17 protein-coding genes and 5 pseudogenes are annotated in these 21,556 nt (G+C 42.6%); 15 read left to right on the top strand and 7 right to left on the bottom strand.

What is annotated here, in order from left to right; all coding sequences use genetic code 11:
• Positions 1-3 precede the first annotated feature (3 nt).
• The 5 genes from Q0Y52_RS19500 to Q0Y52_RS19480 are packed head-to-tail and all read left to right on the top strand — an operon-like array spanning position 4 to position 3,232.
• A complete protein-coding gene (locus tag Q0Y52_RS19500) occupies positions 4-756 on the top strand; it encodes a glycoside hydrolase family 15 protein (RefSeq protein ID WP_366939272.1) in 753 nt (250 codons plus the stop codon).
• Positions 743-2,401, top strand: a complete 1,659-nt coding sequence (locus Q0Y52_RS19495; protein WP_366939271.1) for a glycoside hydrolase family 15 protein — start codon at positions 743-745, stop codon at positions 2,399-2,401. Before Q0Y52_RS19500 ends, Q0Y52_RS19495 begins: the two co-directional genes overlap by 14 nt.
• 49 nt (positions 2,402-2,450) lie before the next feature.
• Positions 2,451-2,786, top strand: coding sequence for a hypothetical protein (locus Q0Y52_RS19490; protein ID WP_366939270.1), 336 nt, complete (start codon positions 2,451-2,453; stop codon positions 2,784-2,786).
• Positions 2,701-3,015, top strand: a complete 315-nt coding sequence (locus Q0Y52_RS19485) for a hypothetical protein (protein WP_366939282.1) — start codon at positions 2,701-2,703, stop codon at positions 3,013-3,015. Before Q0Y52_RS19490 ends, Q0Y52_RS19485 begins: the two co-directional genes overlap by 86 nt.
• Entirely contained in the window at positions 2,993-3,232 is a 240-nt protein-coding gene (locus tag Q0Y52_RS19480) for a hypothetical protein (RefSeq protein WP_366939269.1), read from the top strand. The genes Q0Y52_RS19485 and Q0Y52_RS19480 overlap by 23 nt, the downstream gene beginning before the upstream one ends.
• A gap of 15 nt (positions 3,233-3,247) precedes the next feature.
• On the opposite strand, the pseudogene Q0Y52_RS08690 reads toward Q0Y52_RS19480, so the two are convergent.
• Both Q0Y52_RS08690 and argE read right to left on the bottom strand, forming a co-directional pair.
• A pseudogene (locus Q0Y52_RS08690) lies at positions 3,248-3,653 on the bottom strand (methylglyoxal synthase).
• A 57-nt stretch (positions 3,654-3,710) separates the two neighbouring features.
• Positions 3,711-4,858: pseudogene (gene argE, locus Q0Y52_RS08685) on the bottom strand (acetylornithine deacetylase).
• 343 nt (positions 4,859-5,201) lie between these two features.
• Between argE and argC the strand changes: the two are divergent.
• From argC to Q0Y52_RS08645, 8 genes and pseudogenes are all read left to right on the top strand, one after another.
• Positions 5,202-6,227: pseudogene (gene argC, locus Q0Y52_RS08680) on the top strand (N-acetyl-gamma-glutamyl-phosphate reductase).
• A 14-nt stretch (positions 6,228-6,241) separates the two neighbouring features.
• A complete protein-coding gene (argB, locus tag Q0Y52_RS08675; RefSeq protein ID WP_297820667.1) occupies positions 6,242-7,057 on the top strand; it encodes an acetylglutamate kinase in 816 nt (271 codons plus the stop codon).
• A gap of 2 nt (positions 7,058-7,059) precedes the next feature.
• Entirely contained in the window at positions 7,060-7,989 is a 930-nt protein-coding gene (locus Q0Y52_RS08670) for an ornithine carbamoyltransferase (RefSeq protein WP_297820665.1), read from the top strand.
• A 112-nt stretch (positions 7,990-8,101) separates the two neighbouring features.
• Positions 8,102-9,349, top strand: a complete 1,248-nt coding sequence (locus tag Q0Y52_RS08665; protein WP_297820663.1) for an argininosuccinate synthase — start codon at positions 8,102-8,104, stop codon at positions 9,347-9,349.
• Positions 9,349-10,723 (top strand): annotated as a pseudogene (gene argH / locus Q0Y52_RS08660) (argininosuccinate lyase). The gene Q0Y52_RS08665 and the pseudogene argH overlap by 1 nt, the downstream one beginning before the upstream one ends.
• Before the next feature lie 10 nt (positions 10,724-10,733).
• A pseudogene (gene argA / locus Q0Y52_RS08655) lies at positions 10,734-12,048 on the top strand (amino-acid N-acetyltransferase).
• An 88-nt stretch (positions 12,049-12,136) separates the two neighbouring features.
• Complete coding sequence (locus tag Q0Y52_RS08650; RefSeq protein ID WP_297820661.1) at positions 12,137-12,616, top strand: peptidylprolyl isomerase; 480 nt, start codon at positions 12,137-12,139, stop codon at positions 12,614-12,616.
• Between the two features lie 31 nt (positions 12,617-12,647).
• Positions 12,648-12,743 (top strand): hypothetical protein, encoded by a 96-nt coding sequence (locus Q0Y52_RS08645; protein WP_297820659.1) that lies wholly within the window; start codon positions 12,648-12,650, stop codon positions 12,741-12,743.
• 269 nt (positions 12,744-13,012) lie between these two features.
• On the opposite strand, the gene Q0Y52_RS08640 is transcribed toward Q0Y52_RS08645, so the two are convergent.
• From Q0Y52_RS08640 to zwf, 5 genes are read right to left on the bottom strand one after another with little or no spacing between them, the layout of a single operon-like run.
• The gene (locus tag Q0Y52_RS08640) at positions 13,013-13,660 is read right to left on the bottom strand and encodes a bifunctional 4-hydroxy-2-oxoglutarate aldolase/2-dehydro-3-deoxy-phosphogluconate aldolase (protein WP_297820657.1); all 648 of its coding nucleotides are present in this window, start codon (positions 13,658-13,660) and stop codon (positions 13,013-13,015) included.
• A 5-nt stretch (positions 13,661-13,665) separates the two neighbouring features.
• Positions 13,666-14,616, bottom strand: coding sequence for a glucokinase (locus tag Q0Y52_RS08635; RefSeq protein WP_297820655.1), 951 nt, complete (start codon positions 14,614-14,616; stop codon positions 13,666-13,668).
• Positions 14,617-14,620: 4 nt separating this feature from the next.
• Positions 14,621-16,441, bottom strand: coding sequence for a phosphogluconate dehydratase (gene edd / locus Q0Y52_RS08630; protein WP_297820653.1), 1,821 nt, complete (start codon positions 16,439-16,441; stop codon positions 14,621-14,623).
• Positions 16,442-16,467: 26 nt separating this feature from the next.
• Complete coding sequence (pgl, locus tag Q0Y52_RS08625) at positions 16,468-17,160, bottom strand: 6-phosphogluconolactonase (RefSeq protein ID WP_297820651.1); 693 nt, start codon at positions 17,158-17,160, stop codon at positions 16,468-16,470.
• Positions 17,160-18,650 (bottom strand): glucose-6-phosphate dehydrogenase, encoded by a 1,491-nt coding sequence (gene zwf, locus Q0Y52_RS08620; protein ID WP_297820650.1) that lies wholly within the window; start codon positions 18,648-18,650, stop codon positions 17,160-17,162. Before zwf ends, pgl begins: the two co-directional genes overlap by 1 nt.
• A gap of 279 nt (positions 18,651-18,929) precedes the next feature.
• Between zwf and Q0Y52_RS08615 the strand changes: the two genes are divergently transcribed.
• The gene (locus Q0Y52_RS08615; RefSeq protein WP_297820647.1) at positions 18,930-19,781 is read left to right on the top strand and encodes a MurR/RpiR family transcriptional regulator; all 852 of its coding nucleotides are present in this window, start codon (positions 18,930-18,932) and stop codon (positions 19,779-19,781) included.
• Between the two features lie 263 nt (positions 19,782-20,044).
• On the top strand, positions 20,045-21,478 hold the full coding sequence (gene pyk / locus Q0Y52_RS08610) for a pyruvate kinase (protein ID WP_297820645.1): 1,434 nt from the start codon (positions 20,045-20,047) through the stop codon (positions 21,476-21,478).
• Positions 21,479-21,556 lie beyond the last annotated feature (78 nt).

Here is a 21,556-nt window from a genome sequence, read left to right as displayed (position 1 = left end):
ATTATGCAAGACATCGAATTACGTAGTCGTCTTGACCAATATTATGGCCAAATACAATCGGTCATACTGGACAAACAACATCCAATCTCTGGATTACTGCCCGCCAGCACTGCTGTGACTGTGCATGGTAATTACCAAGACGCTTGGGTGCGCGACAACGTATACAGTATTTTGGCAGTATGGGGACTTGCCTTAGCCTATCGCAACTTAGATGATGATGGCGGTCGAGGATTCGAACTGCAACAACGTACCGTTAAATTAATGCGCGCTTTATTACGTTCGATGATGGCGCAATCGGCTAAAGTGGAAAAATTTAAGCGAACCCGTCAACCCATAGACGCATTACATGCCAAATACGATACTGCAACAGGTGATAGCGTAGTAGGTGATGATGAATGGGGGCATTTACAGGTTGATGCAACCTCTGTATTTCTACTGACACTTACGCAGATGATTGCCTCTGGTTTAGAAATAATTTGGACCCATGAAGAAGTCAGCTTTGTACAAAATTTAGTGTATTACATTGAACGCGCCTATCGCACACCAGATTTTGGTATGTGGGAACGAGGTGCAAAAAGCAACAGTGGGAACGTAGAGCTTAATGCCAGCTCGTTAGGTATGGCCAAGGCCGCACTTGAGGCACTGTCTGGCTTTAACCTTTTCGGCGCTAAAGGGTCACGTTCAAGTGTCATTCATGTCATCCCAGATAACATTGCACAGTCTAATATTACGTTAACGTCCTATGTTACCACGTGAGTCCAATACTAAAGAAACAGATGCATCCCTTCTCAGCATAGTGGGCTACCCTGCTTTTGCTGTAGACGACCTAATACTTGCCAATAAAGTGCGTAATGACATTATTGATAAGTTAGAAGGTAGCTATGGCCTCAAACGTTTTTTACGTGATGGACATCAAACGGCTCTCGAAGATGAGGGCCGACTGCATTACGAAGAACAGGAGCTAAAACAGTTTGAGCATATTGAGTCAGAATGGCCGCTGTTTTATACGTATTTATATTTAGATGCGATTTTTCGAGATGATACACAACAGATAAGTCATTACCGAGCTCGTCTTGATGCTGTGCTAGTAGAAAAAGATGGTCAAAAACTGCTACCTGAATTGTATTTTGTTGCACAAAACCGTGTCGAACAGGAGCGTATCAATCCAGGCTCTCAAGTGCGTATCCCGAATGAAAACGTGCCACTGGTGTGGGCACAGAGCTTATATTTGCTCGGTTGTTTACTCGAAGATGGGCTATTGCGCCCAGGCGATTTAGATCCTCTCGGACGTAGGCATCACAAAATACCCAAAAAACCTGTGGTTCAACTTATGTTTTTGGCTGAGGATGACGCGTTACAACAAGAGCTGGAAGCCTATGGTGTCAGGACACAAACAATTGAAGATGTTTCACCCGTGCAAGTTTATCGTCCCGAAGATATTGCCAGCATACATGCACAAATCGGTAAATGCGATGCACTAGGTCTTACCGGGCGTATTCCTAGAAAACTGAAAAGTTTAACCACCAGCCGTGTTTATATGATGGGTAAAAAACAGGCGATTTGCCTGACACCTTCTTTTATCCAAAAAGATTTTTTCCTCAGTTATGATATCGAATTTTTAGTGCGTCGTTTTAAATCAGAGCTTAGTTATCTACATCGAAATTGGACTGAGTTGGGTCGACCAACTGTGACTGTACTACTCACTCACAATTTGTTGGATACCGATCGCACTACCTTTTATGCCTTAATGAAAGAGATTGCCAGCGGTGAAGTTGACGGCATTCCTGTTAGGCACGACATTATGGCGCAGTTAATCAATACCGCAGCGGTTGAGCATGTCGAGCACCTAAAAGACCTAATTTTACCCGAACAGCCATTAGCTAGTTTGTTATCTCAATCTTGTGTTTTGACCTTAGCGGGTGAGCACAAACAATTATCACCAAGTGAAGAACTTGAAATCGCCTTGCAAAAAGAAACTAACATATTAGAAGCTAGGCTGGGCCAAGCGACGAATCTTTATGAACAAATAGCGCTTCTGACTAAACTCGTTGAGCTTCAATCGATTGACACTAAAATTCACATCCATAATCAACAGCGAAGCTTGCACGACTTAATTGAAGAAGTGTATACCCAAGCTGGACGACTAAGACTGTGGTCAGTGTTGCGACAAGCATCTGGATTACAGGGCAAAATTGATGGCGATATAGGCCTAGCGGTTAGCGACTTATTAGTCGCACAAAAGTTTATTCAGGTAGGGCGTTCTTATCATGACGAATCGCTGATCACGCGCCCTTTAGCAGACGAAGAGCTGATGCAACGTATTGTGCTATATTGCCGTGAAGATGTGCGTGATCAAGTCCTAACCCAAGAAGTTTTACTTTACTCTGGGTCTATTAATTAAAGCCAAGCCTGCGTTATTTAGCGAATTATTAACCTTACGCGTCAGTCTGTTGATCATTCTGCTAACGAGTCAAATTACTCGAGAGCACAACACCACAACTGATGATGCCTACGAAATTTTGATGGACATGCCGCCATCAGAAATTCAATCACGCTTAGAAGCAGTGCTGGAAAATTATCAAAGTTTATCCGACCTGCCACAAAAACTCGAAACATTACATGCACAGGGTAATACTGAACACCTAAACTGGCAGCAAAACTCTGGGCTTAGAGCAGCTAGAAACGCCGGAAGATGGTTGGCTGGATTGGCGACAACATCAAGGTATACTCGATCGTCGTTCGGCAGAGTTTTTAGCCCAAATTTGGAGTGTATTGAAACACACTAGTGGCCTTGTTATTGGCAATAAAATGGATAAGCGGAACCGTATCAGTAGTGACTTAGTGTTGAGTGATATGACCGAAGGAGAAAAAGCTTTCGCGTTATTAATCGAACATATGTTTAACAACATTCATGCCGCAGAATACCGTCAACTGACTATTGAAACTCTTATCGCCTTAGCCAGTTTCTTCGAACAAAATCCTAGCTTAATTAGTGGAAGAAGCGATCGTCATTGACGTGACTATAGGTCATGCCGTTAATCTGGCATATATCGAAGAATTTCCAGAAAGGCAATCACACTACGATGAACATAAAAGTCATGCTTGGGAGCGTTTTTACCAACAATCGCCAGCTCGTAGTACAACCTTTATCATTTCAGCGTTAAATCACTTATTAACTGTCAGGCCAGTAGAGATAACTAGTCAGCAATTAACAACACAGGGCATAAATTAATTATGCCCTGTAGTTTTATAAGTCAGGGATATCTCGTTGGTAGTCGTTATTTATAAATAGCGGCGAAGTGAGCAACATGTCAGCTGTAGAGACATTGCAAGCAACCGGTAATTCCATACAGAACATAACCTAAGTAACGCTTTGACATCAGGATCATGAGGAGCGGGTTTAACGGATCCCAGAAAAATATCAAACAATCTAGTTTACCCTCTGCTATTAACGCGCCTATTTGTTGATCCCCACCTAACGGACCACTTTTGAAACAGTGAATGTCTAAATCTAACTCTTTTTGTAATATGCCACCGGTTGTACCTGTTGCGACTAATTTATATTTAGTTAATTCAGTTTTGTGCGCCAATGACCATTTCACTAAATCTGGTTTATTATGGTCGTGAGCAACCAATGCTATAGTTTTTTGCATCTTTGAATGAAACCTTATGACGATATTTGAAATATAATTAGCTAACAATCAGTTAAATTAAAAACACACCTTGTTAATCATTTGCTGCAAAATGACAACGGTAGGATTAACGTAATCCAAAGAAATATACTCATCAGGTTGATGCGCTTGTTCTATACTGCCAGGCCCCAAAACAATAGTATCGCAACCTAATTGATTGATAAAAGGTGCTTCAGTGGCGTAGTTGGCACTTTGGTATTTTTTACCTGTAAGTTGTTCAGCCAGTGCCAAAATATTTTGTTCATCACGACAGGCAAAAGCGGGCGCAGTGGGATACATCAAATCCAAACTTAAACGATTGGGATATTTAGCAAATACTGGCGCCAAAGCCTCATCAATCATGGCAAGGGCCTGTTCATCGTTTAACTCAGGTACAGCACGCATATCAAAGTTAAGTTTACAATGCCCACAGATACGATTTTCAGCATCGCCGCCATGGATGTGACCTAAATTCATGGTGACATGGGGCACACTGAAAGCTTCATCATGAAACTGAGTTTTTAGTTAGCTTTGCAAGTCCATCAGCTGACCAATGGCCTGATACATAATTTCAATGGCGTTGACACCTTTGTCAGGATCGCTGGAGTGACCCGCTTTACCCTGAATATGTAAACTTTGAGCGATATGCCCTTTATGTTTATAAATGGGTACCAGTTCAGTCGGCTCTCCAATAATCGCCATGCTGGGCTTAATCATTTGTTGCTCAGCGAAAAATCGTGCGCCTGCCATAGACGTTTCCTCATCTGCTGTGGCCAATACGTACAAAGGTTTGTTCAACTTATTAAGCGGAGTCAGTTTTTAGTGCTTCAAGAATAAAAGCAAAAAAACCCTTCATATCACAACTGCCTAAGCCAAACAGCTTACCATCCGCTTGTTTGACTTTGAAAGGGTCGGATTGCCAACGCCCTTCATCAAAAGGCACGGTATCTGAGTGACCACAAAGCAATAATCCCCCCTCGCCGCTGCCAATTTTGGCTAACATATTAAACTTGTTTCGAGTGTCGGGCACTTGTTGAATAGTTATGGAAAATCCCAAGATCACTAAACCAGCCGGATAAGATGTCAATCAGAGGCCTATTTGTTTGATCGATATTTTCATCAAAGGCGCTAATAGACGGGGTTTCAATGATAGTTTGATAGTGTTCTAAGAAAGATAGATTTGACATAACCACCCAATTAAATAATTATTCACTTTTATTGCATAAATATATAACACATGGCATTCTATAGGCCAACTAGAAACGACTAAATAAATGAGTCGTTTTGTGTAATCGCTTATTACTGTAACTTGTTTTGGTTAGATAACGTATATGTATTCAATTGTTGTAAAAGTAACATTCCAATTTTTTCCCTGCCTAGCTTCGCCAGCATGTTTTATCGACGATAGTCGACGTTGTAGCGTATAGCTCACTCTTTGCTTTAAACTATATAGTTTAAGCAAAGAGTGCTTTTTATTTTCAGCTTCCATTATTTAGTACACTACTCACATTGAGCTTATAGAGAAATTCCATGATCAAAACCTGTATTATTGGAGCCAGTGGTTACACCGGCGCTGAGCTGGCGGCGTTAGTTCACCGCCATAGCCAATTTGAATTAGCCGCTTTGTATGTTTCCACCCGTAGTGCTGATGCGGGGAAGTTTTTGGGCGATATTCACCCGCAATTTTTTAATTCAATTAATTTACCTTTCAGCCTATCGATGAAGGTAATTTATCTGCCTTAAAAGACAACTTTGATCTCATATTTTTAGCCACGCCCCATGAAGCAAGCCACAAATGGATGAACGAGCTATGTGGTAAAGAAAACGGTAAAAAAGCAGTAATAATGGACTTGTCAGGTGCATTTAGAATAAAAGATAAAATCAAATTCGCAGAATATTATGGCTTCGAGCACCACGCTGATAAATTGTTAGCCGAGGCTGTATATGGTTTGGCTGATTGGCATCAAGAGCAGATTAAACATGCAGACTTAGTCGCAGTTCCGGGTTGTTACCCCACTGCCTCTTTAACAGCCCTTAAGCCTTTACAGCAAAATGCCATAATTGACTCTACACATTTCCCTATTATTAACGCAGTCTCTGGCGTATCAGGTGCAGGTAGAAAAGCAGCATTGAATAGCAGTTTTAGCGAAGTCAGCTTGCAGGCATACGGGGTATTGGGGCATAGGCATCAGCCTGAAATTACTGACTATTTAGGCACTGATGTGATTTTCACACCACATTTAGGCAATTTTAAGCGCGGTATATTAGCCACGATCACCGTAAAAACCAGCCGGTGTGACTGAGCAACAGATTACCGACGCCTATCAGCAGGCCTACCAAGGCAACCCTATTGTAAGGCTAAGAAATAGTTGGCCTAAAATTGACGATGTAGTGGGTACACCTTACTGTGATCTTTTCTGGAAACTAGATAGCAAAACTGGCTACCTTGTAATAACCAGTGCTATTGATAACTTATTAAAAGGTGCAGCATCTCAAGCAATGCAATGTGCTAATTTGCGTTTTGGTTTTGCATCTCATATGGGATTGGTAAAATAACTATGAGCCACAGCATGAGCCACAAAGAGAATTATAAAAATAGTTTAGTGATAAAAGTGGGTGGCGCATTCATGCAAGCTGAAAATGCGGCTATGGCTTTGCTAACATCAATTAGCGCGCTACAGAAAAATTATATTGTAGTGTTAGTCCATGGCGGTGGCGCAATGGTCGAAGAATTACTCTGTGCGCTTAATATCACCAGTCAAAAAATTGATGGCTTGCGCGTTACCCCCACTGAACATATGCCTTACATCACAGGTGCGCTTGCGGGCACTGCTAATAAACAGCTCTGCGGATTAGCTATCAGAGCAGGAATGAGCCCAGTAGGCTTAAGTTTGTTAGATGGAAAAATGTGTCATGCAACTGTTATGCGCGAAGAGTTAGGTGCAGTGGGTTCAGTGGAGCCAGGCGATCCAACACTTTTGAAACTATTGGCCGCAACACATATGTTGCCCATTATCAGTTCAATCGGTGCGGATAACAAAGGCAACTTACTCAATGTAAATGCTGACCAAGCGGCCACAGTTATTGCCCAGTTATTAGATGCAGAATTACTGTTATTATCTGATGTACCTGGCGTTTTAGATGCTAACAAAAATCTGATTGAACACTTAGACACTGAGCAAATCGAAACCCTCATTACAGAAAACGTCATTCGTGACGGCATGATAGTCAAAGTACAAGCTGCATTGACAGCAGCCAATAGCTTAGGCCGCAGTGTCACTATTGCCAGTTGGAAAGATGCAGAAAAGTTGCTCGGTTTGTTGCATCAACAAACAATAGGCAGCAAAATCTCACCTTTAATTAACACACCTAGTCACAAGGCTTAATTATGAAACAAGATCTTCTTTCGTTGAAAGATTGGACCGCAGACCAATTACACAGTTTGTTAGCCTTGGCTAAAACCATCAAAAACAACCCTGCGGGTTATCGCAAAGCCTTAGATGGCCTGTCAATTGTTGCCTTATTTGAAAAACCTTCATTGCGTACCCGTGTGAGTTTTGACATTGGGATCAATAAGTTAGGCGGTCATATGGTGTATCTAGACACCCAATCAAATAAATTGGCTGGCAGAGAAGATGTCAAAGATATGGGCGCTAACTTAGCCTGTTGGGCAGATGCTATAGTGGCACGGGTTTTTGCTCACAGCACGCTAGAAGAATTAGCTGAATCAGCTAACGTGCCAGTCATCAATGCTTTGTGTGATATGTATCACCCATGTCAAGCGGTCGCTGACTACCTAACCATCAGCGAAAACTACGACGACTTAAGCAAAGTTAAACTGGCTTACATCGGTGACGGTAATAACGTCACCCATTCACTTATGTTAATGGGCGTAGCACTAGGTTGTGAGGTAGTTATCATCACACCAGAAGGTCACGAGGTTGATGATAATATTATAAAGCTAACTCAAGCGCGTGCCCAGCAGTTTGGCGGAAAGCTAACCGTTAGCACTGACATTAATGCAGCAAATGGCTCGCAAGTTTTATACACGGATACTTGGCTTTCTATGGGCGACGAAACTCCATTGGCCGATATCAAAGACACCTTCTCAGGTTACGAAATTAACGAAGCTTTGATGGCGAAAACGGGAGCAAAATATGTTTTGCATTGTCAACCCGCCCACAGAGATTTAGAAATCAGCGGCAGTTTGATCGACAGCGATGCATCATTATTAATGCAACAAGCTGAAAATCGTATGCACGGGCAAAACGCTATTTTGGTACAATTGCTGGCTCGCGATTTCGAACCAAGAAATTAAGAAAAACAGCTATGAGTTAGGTAGCAAAGTATCAACAAAAAAATAAAAATAAGAATAATTAAAGCGCAAAATATTTGAGCGTTTTATTAAAAATTAAGAGATAGGAAATAACATGGCTATTCAAGCAAATAAAGAATTCAAAAAAGTAGTATTGGCATATTCGGGTGGATTAGACACCTCAGCTATCATTCCTTGGTTAATCGAAACCTATAACTGTGAAGTGATTGCTTTTGCGGCTGATGTGGGTCAAGGCGACGAAGAGTTAATTGGCTTAAGGGAAAAAGCGCTTAAAACCGGCGCCAGCGAATGTTACATCGTTGACTTGAAAGAAGAGTTTGTATCTGAGTATATCTATCCAACCATTACTACTGGGGCCGTATACGAAGGTGAGTACTTACTCGGTACCTCTATGGCTCGTCCTATCATTGCTAAAGCGCAAGTAGAAATTGCCCGTAAAGTGGGTGCAGATGCGCTTTGTCACGGTTGTACTGGTAAGGGTAACGACCAAGTACGATTTGAAGGCACCTTTGCTGCGCTTGCACCAGAATTGGCAGTGATAGCGCCTTGGCGTGAATGGGAAATGGTCTCTCGTGAAGACCTACTCGACTACCTAGCCGAACGTAACATTGAATGCTCTGCATCTTTAACTAAGATTTATAGCCGTGACGCAAATGCTTGGCATATCTCCCATGAAGGTGGTGAGTTAGAAGATCCTTGGAGTGAACCCACTAAAGGGATCTGGACGTTGACGGTTGATCCAGAAGACGCTCCAGATAAGCCAGAACGGATTCAACTTAGTTTCGAAGAAGGAAAATTAACTAAGGTTAATGGCGAAGCGTTAACACCTTATGGTGTATTGATGAAATTAAACGACATTGCCGCAGCTCATGGTGTTGGCCGTATCGACATCGTAGAAAACCGCTTAGTTGGCATGAAATCTCGTGGTTGCTATGAAACACCCGGCGGCACAGTGATGATGAAAGCTTACAAAGCCTTAGAGTGTTTAGTATTAGATAAAGCGTCCCTTAAATACCGCGAGCAAATTGGTCTTGAATATTCACATGTCATGTATGACGGACGCTGGTTTACTGCGTTGAATGATGCTTTGTTGGCAGGGGCAGCTAGTTTTGCACAAAAAGTTACAGGTGAAATCGTGGTTAAATTGTATAAGGGCCAAGCCACAGTTACCCAAAGAAAATCTCCCAACAGTTTGTATTCTGAAGACTTCGCCACATTTGGTGCGGATGATGTTTACGACCAAAGCCACGCCGAGGGTTTCATCCGTCTATACAGCTTATCGAGCCGTATTGAAGCGATGAACAAAAAAGGTATGGCATTTAAAAATACAGGAATAGAATAATGAGCCTGTGGGGCGGGCGTTTCCAAGATGGCAGCAGTGCGATGTTTAGAAGGGTAAATGACTCATTACCCTTCGACCGAGCACTCGCTAGCCAAGATATCCGCGGCTCTATCGCGTGGTCAAAAGCCATTTATAAAGCCGGAGTGTTAACCCAAGACGAACAACAACAACTTGAACAAGCACTGCAAGCTTTGTTAGTTCAAGCAGAAGCTGGCACCTTGGATTTTGACGCCAGTAGCGAAGAAGATATTCATAGTTTTGTTGAAGCCACGTTGATTGAACAGTTAGGTGATATCGCCCGCAAACTTCACACCGGTCGTAGCCGTAATGATCAAGTGGCTACTGACTTTCGATTGTGGACACGTGAACACGTTGACTTATTGATTGCCGACTTAGAAAAGGTCAAAGCCTCTTTAGTGGGCACCGCAAGCAACAACAAAACGGTTATTTTACCGGGTTATACCCACTTACAACGAGCTCAGCCAGTGCGTTACCCACACTGGTGTTTGGCCTATGTTGAGATGTTTAAACGTGACATTAGTCGCTTACGTGACCTAAGAGTGCGCTTAAACCAGTCACCACTAGGTTGTGGAGCATTAGCAGGGACCACCTATCCCATTGATCGTTATGAAATTGCCAATGAATTAGGCTTTGATAGCCCTTGCTTAAATAGTTTAGATGCGGTGTCGGATCGTGATTTCGTATTGGAACTTTTATTTGCTGGCCAGCACCAGCATGATGCACATGTCGCGTATGGCCGAAGACTTGATTTTCTTCAACTCTGGTGAAGCGGGGTTTATTACCTTAGGTGATGAAGTGACGTCTGGCTCATCCTTGATGCCACAAAAGAAAAACCCCGATGCACTGGAACTGATGCGCGGTAAATGTGGCCGTGTATTTGGCAGTTTGCAAGGTATGTTAGTGACCATGAAAGGATTACCCCTTGCGTACAACAAAGATATGCAGGAAGACAAAGAAGGTTTGCTTGATGCGGTGACGCAGTGGCATATCTGTTTGTGTATTGCCTGTGAGGTAATAGACAGCATCAAGTTAGACACAGAGCGTTGTGCCAAGGCCGCTCGCGAAGGGTACGCGAACGCCACTGAATTAGCCGATTATCTTGTTGCTAAAGGGATCCCCTTTAGAACCGCCCATGACATTTCGGGCCAAGTGGTATTAGCCGCACTAGAGAAGAAAAAAGCCATCGAGGAGTTAAGCATTGCTGAGTTGCAACAATTCTCAGACTTAATTGAAAATGATGTATATGAAATCTTGCAACTCGAATATTTAGTAAATAAACGTAGCATCTTGGGGGGTACGGGTATCGACCCAGTATCTAAGGCTCTAGACGCTGAATTAGCGCAAAATAAATAAGGATATATTTGTGGTCGTTTCACATATCGACAGTGTTAAAATTATTCGTAATTCAGCGCCATACATTAATGCACACAGGGGGAAAACTTTTGTCTTGATGTTTGGTGGCGAAGCCATTGAAGAAGCTAACTTTGCCAACATCATTCATGATATTGCCTTGTTAAACAGCTTAGGTGTGCGTTTGGTTTTAGTGCATGGTGCTAGGCCACAAATCGATCACCGAGTGGCAATACGTAACTTGCCACCTCGTTTTCACCAAGGCATTCGTATTACCGATAAACAAACCCTTGAATGTGTAAAAGACGCCGCAGGTTCGTTGCGCGCAGAGGTTGAAGCGTTATTAACTATGGGGCTGGCAAATTCACCCATGCACGGCTCACATATCCGAGTGTGTTCTGGCAATCTGGTGGTCGCCATGCCAATAGGTGTTCGCGACGGGGTAGACTTTGAAAATACTGGACTGGTTCGCCGCATCGATGTAGATGGTATTAACGACCATTTAAATGATGGCTCCATTGTGTTGTTATCACCTATGGGGTACTCAGCGACAGGCGAAGTATTTAACTTGTCTCATGAAGACGTGGCGACCAAAGCAGCCATTGCACTTCATGCAGACAAACTCATATTGTTTAATCACCAAGACGGTATCATTAGTAAGGAAGGTCGATTACTAAGAAATTTAGAGTTGGACGCACTCTACGCCATGTTAGATGAGCCATTTTATGCTGCTGAAAAACAATCACTACAGGCCATAGTGTCTAGTTTAGAAGCGGGCATTAGTCGCTGTCATACTGTCAGCTATCGTCAAGATGGCGCACTACTCCAAGAGCTATTTACCCGTGATGGAGCAGGCACTCTGATATCCCAAACATCATATGAACAGCTTCGACAAGCCAAGATTGAGGATGTAGGTGGTATTCTTGAACTAATCAGACCTCTAGAAGAAAAGGGTTATTTAGTAAAACGCTCTAGAGAGCATCTAGAACAAGAAATCGAACAATTTGCCTTGATTGAACGAGACGGTATGACGATAGCATGCGCTGCACTCTATCCTTATGAAGAGGATAAAATGGGCGAACTTGCTTGTGTTGCTACCCATAACGATTATCGAGGTGGAAATCGTGGGGAACGGCTATTAGAGTGCCATCAAAACGACAGGCACGAGAACAAGGTTTGCAAGTCTATCTTTCGTGCTCACAACCGTGACAGCCCATTGGTTTCAAGAGCAGGGGTTTGTTGAAGTAAGCCTAGACGAGCTACCCACTAAGAAAAAACAGCTTTACAACTTTCAACGCAAATCCAAAGTGTTTAAGCTAGCGGTCTAGAACATTCAGAAGATAGGCCAGCAAATGCGATCCATCACTATGACACGAACACATTACACCTTTTAGCTCGCACTCTTTTATTGGCCTAATGCTGTGTGGTTGCGACTTATACCAAGACCAAGCCATCAAACAAGCGGAGCAATTTATACTCCAGCAAAACATTGATAAAACCGGACAGGACTGGAAAATAACCTTACCACAACCGCCAGAATTCACGTTTAGCCAAGATAAAGCTTATCTGTGGCATATCACTACGAGTCAGGGTGAAATACATATAGAACTCATGCCCAACGTAGCGCCAAAACATGTGTCGAGCACAATATACTTAACATCTTTAGGTTATTACGATAACACTAAATTCCATCGTATTATTCCCGGTTTTATGGCCCAAGGTGGTGATCCAACTGGCACTGGCAGGGGGAGCCCAGGTTATCAATACGCAGGTGAATTTAGTGATGAATTTAAACATACTCAAGGAGGGTTATTGAGTATGGCTAATTCAGGGCCCAATACAGATGGCAGCCAATTCTTCCTAACCTTCACTGCCACGCCTTGGCTGAGATGGTAAACACAGTATATTTGGTAAAGTAATTCAGGGGATGGATGTGCTTGAAAGCATAGAAAAATTTGGTTCAAGAAGCGGAAAAACCAGTGAAGCAGTGTCAATTATTACAGCTACTATTTTGGTCAAGTAAGATCTCGTTATTGTTTGAGTGTTAACGACTCATACCATTGGGTATTAATACTCTCAATAGAAATACTCACATATTATAAAGACAACGTTTCAGAGGTAAACCTTAAGGCCAATTTCGACAATGCGATGGGGATTAACGGTAGTATTACCCTCATTAAAAATGCGTATAATGCACATAACGCTAATGTCTTTGCTGATACTGGAAGCATTGACACCTTTTCATAGACAATAAAAAAGCTGCTAACGCAGCTTTTTTAATTAAACTAAAATTTAAAGTGACTTAACACCTGCAACTGCTTGTTTTGCAAGCTCAGTGATCTTATCCCACTCACCATTGATCATCGCATCTTCTGGGGCTAACCAAGAGCCACCAGCACAACAAACATTAGATAATGCTAAATAATCATTGTAATTGCTTGGACTAATGCCACCTGTTGGGCAGAATTTGATATCAGGGAAAGGGCCGCCTATAGCTTTAAGGGCTTTCACACCACCTGATGCTTCGGCAGGGAAAAATTTCAAATGAGTATAGCCATGGTCGACAGCTGTCATCAACTCTGAAATAGATGAAATACCTGGAATAAGCGCAATATTGCCTTCGTTTCCTGCCTTCAATAAATCAGAAGTTAACCCCGGACTAATAGCAAATTTAGCACCTGCATCGATAACTTGTTGCAACTGAGCACGATTTGTCACGGTGCCCGCACCAATAATCGCTTCCGGTACTTCTTTAGCAATTTTTGCAATCACTTCAAGGGCAGCGTCTGTGCGTAAAGTGACTTCTAATACGCGAATACCACCGGCGATAAGTGCTTTTGCCAATGGCACAGCGTGTTCAACATCTTTAATCACCAATACAGGCACAACAGGCCCTTGGCTGAATATTTCTTCTGATGTCATTTCCCAATTTTTTGTCATTGAACTTAACCTTTACAATTTTGATTTAAATAAGCCATCGCACCAATCAGACCATGATCTGGCTCGGTAATAATGAAAGTCGGTATGCCAGCAACATAGTCACGAAATCGCCCCTTGGCTTCAAAGCGCGCCCGAAAATCACTTTGTTTAATAAAATTAGTGAAACGAGGGGCAATGCCACCTCCAACATACACGCCACCACGTGTGCCTAAATTAAGGGCAAGGTTTCCTGCAAAACTACCCAATATTTTGCAGAATTGTGACAAAGTAGCCACACTTAATGCGCAACTACCGTCAAGCGCTCGTTCAGTAATATCAGCAGGCTCATCCAGTGGTGCTAGTAGACCTTTATATTTGGCAATAGCTTGATATATATGCACTAAACCTCGACCCGAAAGTACCTCTTCAGCAGAGGCATGGCCTAATTTATCAGTTAAAAATTTCCATATAGCGATGTCCACTTCATCCACTGGAGCAAAATCAACATGACCACCCTCACCATCTAGTGCCAGCCAACCTTGTGAAGTATGCGTTAAGTGTTTCACACCAAGACCCGTACCGGGGCCAAAAACCGCAATATTGTCTAAATCATTTGCATGCCCTTGGCCAACTTGTTCTTTTTGTTGATTGCTCAATACCGTTACGGCATAGGCAACCGCAGTGAAGTCGTTAATCACTCCTAACCAATCTAAGCCTAATTCAGCTTGTAATTGGGAGATAGAAAACTGCCAATCATTGTTGGTCATAGAAATCACATCACCATTCACTGGGCAAGCAACGCCTAAACATCCAGCTGTAAAATCCACATCAGGAAATTCAGTGATGTATGCTCCAATAACGGCACCAATGGTCTTATAACTACTACACAAATATTTTTTAATATGGCACAGTGTGCCATTTTCTAACTGTGCCAAACGAATATTAGTGCCGCCTACGTCCGCAACAAATTTTGACATTGTATTAGTCCTGACCAAAAAACAACGAGCAAGCACCCTGCTCTGCACCGGTTAGTGTTGAACGCATACCGGCAAACATTTCACGCCCCATACCAATTTGATGTGTTGCGACGTCGGGCAACTTGACTTCGCGCTTGGCTAATTCTTCTTCGCTGATAAGAATATCCATGGCTCCCGTTAGGGTATCTAATTCCAACATATCACCCGTTTGCACTTTTGCTAACATACCGCCTTTTATTGCTTCAGGAGTAACATGAATAGCCGCAGGCACCTTACCTGAAGCGCCAGACATACGTCCGTCAGTAACCAAGGCCACTTTAAAACCTCTGTCTTGCAATACCGCTAGAGGAGGCGTCAAACTGTGTAATTCTGGCATACCAATGGCAGATGGGCCTTGAAAGCGCACTACAACCACACAATCCTTATCAAGTTCACCGGCTTTAAACGCTGCATGTAATTCAAATTGATCTTCAAATACCACCGCTGGCGCTTTAATTTTGCAATGAGGTTCTTTCAGTGCAGAAGTTTTCATCACCGCGCGACCTAAATTGCCGCACAAAACAGATAAACCACTGTCAGCCTTAAATGGCTCGTTAACAGTAGCGATTACTTGTTTATCATATGATTCTGTAGGCCCATCACGCCATACCAATTCACCATGCTCGATCATAGGCTCTTTAGTGTATTGCTCTAACCCTTGGCCACATATAGTTGTCACATCGTTATGCAACAACCCGCAACCTAACAATTCTCTGATCAATAATGCCATGCCACCTGCGGCGGTAAAGTGGTTAATGTCAGCTGAACCATTAGGATAAATACGGGTTAATAAAGGCACTGCACTAGATATATCGGCGAAATCATCCCAGTTGATTATGTAACCTGCAGCTTTAGCCACAGCGACTAAATGCATAGTGTGATTGGTTGAACCACCGGTGGCCAGTAACCCAACTAAACCATTCACGATGGCTTTAGCATCGACTATATGGCCAATGGGGCGATACTCATCACCTAAATCAGTAATGCGGGTCACTTGCCTTGCTGCAGTATCAGTTAACGCATCACGCAATGGGGTTCCCGGATTAACGAATGACGAACCCGGAAGATGTAGACCCATGATTTCCACAACCAATTGGTTACTGTTGGCGGTGCCATAAAAAGTACAAGTACCGGCTGAATGATAAGAGTTTGACTCTGCATCCAGTAATTCTTCTCGGCCAACCTTGCCTTGAGCATACAGTTGGCGAATACGGGCTTTTTCCTTATTGGGGATACCTGAAGGCATAGGTCCTGCAGGGACAAATACCGTGGGTAAATGACCAAAACTCAATGCACCAAGCAATAAACCAGGAACGATTTTGTCGCAAATACCTAACATCAAGGTGCCATCAAACATATTATGTGAAAGCGCAACAGCCGTTCCCATTGCAATCACATCACGACTCATCAGGCTCAAATCCATGCCCGGCGTACCTTGGGTAACACCGTCACACATAGCGGGCACGCCACCAGCAAATTGGGCGACACTGCCAACCGCATTAATCGCTCGTTTCAGCTGAGCCGGAAAGGCCTCATAAGGTTGATGGGCCGAAAGCATATCGTTGTAAGAAGACACTATCGCAATATTTGATTTAGTCATGCTACGCAAGTCGGCTTTATCTTCGGTACCGCAAGCGGCAAAGCCATGAGCTAAGTTACCGCAAGACAACACGCCACGATGTGGGCCTTGCAAGCGAGCGCTTTCAATTTTTTCTAAATAGCTTTTCCGCGTAACTTGGCTGCGCTGAATAATACGGTCCGTGACTTCTTGGATAACAGGGTTCATCAATTTTTCCTATAACTTAAATTTAATCAGGGCGCCCACAACAGCTCGACATCGGCATTATTGATGACGGCTCTAATTGGCATAGCCAAGGCGTTGTCACCTGACAAAGCTGTATTTAATACCTCTTTTTTGCTTTCACCGGTGAGATGCAAAAATATTTGATTGCTGTTTAATAATGCTGGCAAGGTCAACGACATACGTTGATTCGGTGCAGTTGTTGGCTGAACCGCGATAAATGAATTACCTGACTCAAGATCTAACCCTTGGGCAATTTGCTCTGAGCAAGGAAACAAAGATGCTGTGTGTCCATCTTCACCCATGCCTAAGATCAGCACGTCAAAAGGCGTGCGCATTTTTTGTAAATTGTCGGTACATGTTAATACTGCATCTTCGGCATCGCTATGTTGAGTTTTCAACGACACAAAATTAGCATTAGCGGCATTGTTGATGAGTAACTGGGTGCGCAGCATTTTTTCGTTAGATGCATCGTCGGTATTATCTACCCAGCGCTCATCTGCCAAACTGATATCAACTTTGTCCCACTCTAAATTGGATTTTGACAATAGATTAAAAAGGCCAGCTGGGGTACTTCCACCTGATACAATTAAACTTACTCGGCCATTTTCTTCGATCCCATCTCTCAGTAATTTACTGATTTTGCGAGAAAATGCAGTATTGAGCTGTGCGGTTGTTCTAAATTTTGATTGCGTTAACGCCATTATTTTTTCCCCATGCGGCTTTCATACCAAGCTCTATCTTCACGAGCTAGTAACGCAATTGACGCTACTGGCCCCCATGTACCGGCCTGATAAGATTCAGGTGGTTCGTTGCTGTTTTTCCAAGCAGCTAGGATACCATCAACCCACTTCCATGCGGCCTCTACTTCGTCACGACGAACAAATAAGGCTTGATTACCCAGCATGACTTCCAATAACAGTTTTTCATAAGCATCAGGAATACGTTCATCTTTAAACGTGTCAGAAAAGCTCAAATTTAACTTAGACTTTTGCAAGTCCATTGACCCCTTTCCAGTGAGTCCAGGCACTTTATTCATAACAGTCACCTCAACCCCTTCATCAGGCTGCAACCGAATGGTTAATTTGTTAGGGGGTAATTCTGGGAAACTGTCTTTAAATAAGTTGTGGGGTTGACGTTTAAAGTAGATCACCACTTCACTGGTTTTATTGGGTAAGCGTTTACCCGTGCGCAAATAAAATGGCACACCAGCCCAACGCCAATTGTCCAATTCGACCTTTAATGCAATAAAGGTTTCTGACTCGCTGGAAGTGTTTGCATCAGGCTCATCTAAATAACCTGGCACTTCTTCTCCTTTTATAAAACCACCAACATACTGACCACGAACCGTATTCTGACGAACATTGCTAGCATCAATAGGGCGTAATGCTTTAAGTACCTTGAGCTTTTCATCACGAATACTATCAGCATCCAAATTGGCAGGCGGCTCCATTGCAATCAGCGTCAGAATTTGTAACAAATGGTTTTGCACCATGTCACGCATTTGTCCCGCTTCGTCAAAGTATCCCCAACGGCCTTCAATACCTACAGATTCAGCGACACTAATTTGCACATGGTCAATGCAGTTATGATCCCAGTTAGTAGCAAATATCGAGTTGGCAAAACGCAAAGAGATCAAGTTCAGAACCGTCTCCTTCCCCAAATAATGATCAATTCGGTAAATTTGACTTTCATCAAAGAACTCTGCGACCTGATCGTTGATCACTTTAGACGAAGCTAAGTCATGACCAATCGGCTTTTCTAAGACAACACGTATACTTTTATCGATAATATTTGCCGCTTTCAAGCCAAGACAAATATCACCAAAAATTGAAGGAGGCGTGGCAAAGTAGCAAACCATCATACGCTTAGGATCAACATGTTCTTTAAACGCCTTGTAACTGTCTGGGTTTTTCATGTCGACTAAAACATAATCTAATTTTTCAGAGAATCGCTTCCAAGTATCTTGGCAAAGCTCCTCTTTAGAAAAGTTTTCAATACTTTCTTTAACCAGTGCCACATATTCTTCTTTAGAAATATCTTGGCGAGCGACACCGATCACTTTTGTTTCGGCATGCATCAAATCAGCTTTTTCGAGTTGATATAAAGAAGGTAAAAGTTTGCGTCTAGCCAAATCGCCTTTTGTGCCAAACAACACGAAATCACAAGGTACGAATGAATTTTCCAAAACCATTTTTTCTGCCTACTTTTTTTTTGATAGATAGTGTTAATTGTCATAACAAACAGTCGTTACAACCCAATCACCAACGTATGATGCAAAACTTAACATCATATGTAGTAAGTTTACAACTTTTACAGCCTTTTAGAGGATAAAATTGTCATTATTAGTGTTTTAGTCCGTTAAATCGAAAGAATTCCTGTTAAAAAATTACAACTATAGTATTCTAAGAGCCTAAGCCAAGCTTAATACTCGCACTTTAGTGGACATTATAATGAAGTTTTTGATGCGCGCATGAATATTCTAGAAAAAATAACCCAACATAATTCTGTTTTTAGCAAGTCTGAGCGAAAGGTTGCTGAAGTTATATTAGCGAATCCACAAACAGCGATTCACAGCAGTATTGCCACGCTTGCAAAAATGTCAGGCGTCAGTGAGCCAACAGTGAATCGCTTTTGTCGCAGATTGGATACCAAAGGCTACCCCGATTTTAAATTACATTTAGCACAAAGCCTGGCAAATGGTACGCCTTATGTAAATCGCCATGTCGAAGAAAACGATGGGCCAGAAGAATATACCCATAAAATTTTTGAATCCACTATGGCCTCTCTTGAGGTAGCCCGCCAATCAGTTGACATAGCCGTTATTAACCGTGCGGTCGACTTGTTAACGCAAGCCCAAAAAATATCTTTTTTTGGGTTAGGTGCTTCAGCCTCAGTTGCCCACGATGCATTAAACAAATTTTTTCGATTTAACGTTCCGGTTATTTATTTTGAAGATATTATCATGCAACGCATGAGCTGTATGAACTCCGGTGAAGGTGACGTAGTTGTGCTGATTTCTCACACTGGCAGAACAAAAAGTTTGGTAGAGATAGCCCAAATTGCCAGAGGCAATGATGCCACCGTGATGGGTATTACCTCTAAAGATAGCCCACTCGCTAAAGAATGCAGTTTGGTTTTATCTCTGGAAGTTCCAGAAGATACAGATATGTACATGCCCATGGCCTCCCGTATTGCTCAACTTGTACTCATTGATATTTTAGCAACTGGCTTCACTCTAAGAAGAGGAAATAAGTTCAGAGAAAACCTCAAACGTGTGAAAGATACTCTACGCGGTTCAAGGTTTGATAAACGCGGTGATTGAGGGAATAACCTACTTCACCTAAAAAACTCGAGTCAACAGGCGCTCTTTTATTAGAATGACTTCACTTTTTGGCAAATTTGAACTATCATTTCGTAATAAAATTACAGTTTTGTTAATTTATAACCATCTAGTTTTAAGATCCATACGATGAGAACCCTCGCTATACAGAAGCTGGGGTTAATTTATTGAACACCGCCCATTCTAAGCAGAACGTATTGCGAAGAAAGGCAACATATGCGCCATAACAACAGAGCACTCAAACTATGTTAAGACGAACAAAAATACTTGCTACCTTAGGTCCATCCACAGATACAGTGGAACAAATTGAAGCAATTATTAAAGCTGGAACCAATGTAGTTCGAATGAACTTTTCTCATGGAACGGCCGAAGATCACATTAACCGAGCAGAAAAAGTTCGTATAGCAGCGAAAAAATTAGGTAAATACGTCGCCATTTTAGGAGATTTGCAAGGGCCAAAAATTCGTGTCGCTAAGTTTGTTGATGGGTCGATTATTTTAAAGATGGGTGATAAATTCATACTAGATGCAGACATGGGCCGTGATGATGGTCACCAGCAAGCGGTTGGCATTGATTATAAAGCCTTACCTCAAGATGTAATCAATGGGGATCTATTGTTACTGGATGATGGACGTATTCAACTCAAAGTCACGAGTGTTGAAGGTAATAAAGTCCACACCGAAGTCACAGTTGCCGGTAAATTATCAAATAATAAAGGCATTAATCGTCAAGGTGGAGGTTTATCTGCTGAAGCTCTCACCGCCAAAGATAAAGAAGATATTGTCACCGCAGCAAAGATTGGTGTGGATTATCTTGCGGTGTCTTTTCCTCGTTCTGGTGACGACTTGCGTTATGCCCGTCAACTTGCTGAAAAAGCCGGTTGTTATGCCATGATATGCGCCAAAGTAGAACGCGCTGAAACCGTTGCCTCTGACGAAGCCATTGACGACATCATCGAAGCATCTGACGCGGTGATGGTGGCTCGTGGCGACCTAGGTGTAGAAATTGGTGATGCTGAATTAGTCGGTGTACAGAAGAAGCTTATCGCTCGCTCTAGGCAGCTCAATAAAGTTGTGATTACCGCCACGCAGATGATGGAGTCGATGATAACCAGCCCGATGCCTACTCGTGCAGAAGTGATGGACGTAGCGAATGCAGTACTGGATGGCACTGATGCCGTCATGTTATCAGCCGAAACAGCCGCAGGTGAATACCCAGTAGAAACAGTACAAGCTATGGCACGTGTTTGCGTTGGCGCAGAAACCCATCCCAGCGTCACGATTTCAAAACATAGAATGGATGAATCCTTTAGCTCTGTGAGCGAAACAGTTGCTCTGAGCGCAGTGTATTCAGCTAACCACTTAAACACGATAAAGGCCATTGTCTCTTTAACCGAAAGTGGTAGCACACCTTTGTTAATGTCACGCATGACAACATCTCTGTCCATTTATGCTATGTCCAGACACGAAAGCACGCTCAACAAAATGGCCTTGTACCGTGGTGTTAAGCCAGTGTTTTTTGATTCAAGAGGCAGTGATCCTGGCCAACTTAAAAATGATGTTGTGGCCATTTTAATCGAAAAAGGTATTTTGGAGCCAGGCGACCAATTCATTATGACCTACGGCGATGTCATGGAAACAATTGGTGGTACTAATGCTTGTAAGATTGTAACAGCCTAATAAAAACCTATAACTAATACATTCTAGTGACTGTTCCAAATATAAAACGAGTCCCTGAGGCTCGTTTTTTGTGCTATT

Origin of the sequence: uncultured Paraglaciecola sp., assembly GCF_943787955.1 — a bacterium.
Taxonomy (GTDB): Bacteria; Pseudomonadota; Gammaproteobacteria; order Enterobacterales; family Alteromonadaceae; genus Paraglaciecola.
The sequence above is the reverse complement of the archived record's forward strand: the minus strand, read 5'-3'. Positions and strand labels throughout refer to the sequence as shown.

What these genes read in the sequence shown, in the direction of transcription:
- Q0Y52_RS19495 (WP_366939271.1), top strand. Translation starts at nt 743, where the DNA reads ATGTTACCACGTGAGTCCAATACTAAAGAAACAGATGCATCCCTTCTC.
- Q0Y52_RS08665 (WP_297820663.1), top strand. Translation starts at nt 8,102, where the DNA reads ATGGCTATTCAAGCAAATAAAGAATTCAAAAAAGTAGTATTGGCATAT.
- Q0Y52_RS08645 (WP_297820659.1), top strand. Translation starts at nt 12,648, where the DNA reads ATGGATGTGCTTGAAAGCATAGAAAAATTTGGTTCAAGAAGCGGAAAA.
- Q0Y52_RS19500 (WP_366939272.1), top strand. Translation starts at nt 4, where the DNA reads ATGCAAGACATCGAATTACGTAGTCGTCTTGACCAATATTATGGCCAA.
- Q0Y52_RS08650 (WP_297820661.1), top strand. Translation starts at nt 12,137, where the DNA reads ATGCTGTGTGGTTGCGACTTATACCAAGACCAAGCCATCAAACAAGCG.
- argB (WP_297820667.1), top strand. Translation starts at nt 6,242, where the DNA reads ATGAGCCACAAAGAGAATTATAAAAATAGTTTAGTGATAAAAGTGGGT.
- pyk (WP_297820645.1), top strand. Translation starts at nt 20,045, where the DNA reads ATGTTAAGACGAACAAAAATACTTGCTACCTTAGGTCCATCCACAGAT.
- Q0Y52_RS08635 (WP_297820655.1), bottom strand. Translation starts at nt 14,616, where the DNA reads ATGTCAAAATTTGTTGCGGACGTAGGCGGCACTAATATTCGTTTGGCA.
- zwf (WP_297820650.1), bottom strand. Translation starts at nt 18,650, where the DNA reads ATGGTTTTGGAAAATTCATTCGTACCTTGTGATTTCGTGTTGTTTGGC.
- Q0Y52_RS08670 (WP_297820665.1), top strand. Translation starts at nt 7,060, where the DNA reads ATGAAACAAGATCTTCTTTCGTTGAAAGATTGGACCGCAGACCAATTA.
- pgl (WP_297820651.1), bottom strand. Translation starts at nt 17,160, where the DNA reads ATGGCGTTAACGCAATCAAAATTTAGAACAACCGCACAGCTCAATACT.
- Q0Y52_RS08615 (WP_297820647.1), top strand. Translation starts at nt 18,930, where the DNA reads ATGAATATTCTAGAAAAAATAACCCAACATAATTCTGTTTTTAGCAAG.
- edd (WP_297820653.1), bottom strand. Translation starts at nt 16,441, where the DNA reads ATGAACCCTGTTATCCAAGAAGTCACGGACCGTATTATTCAGCGCAGC.
- Q0Y52_RS08640 (WP_297820657.1), bottom strand. Translation starts at nt 13,660, where the DNA reads ATGACAAAAAATTGGGAAATGACATCAGAAGAAATATTCAGCCAAGGG.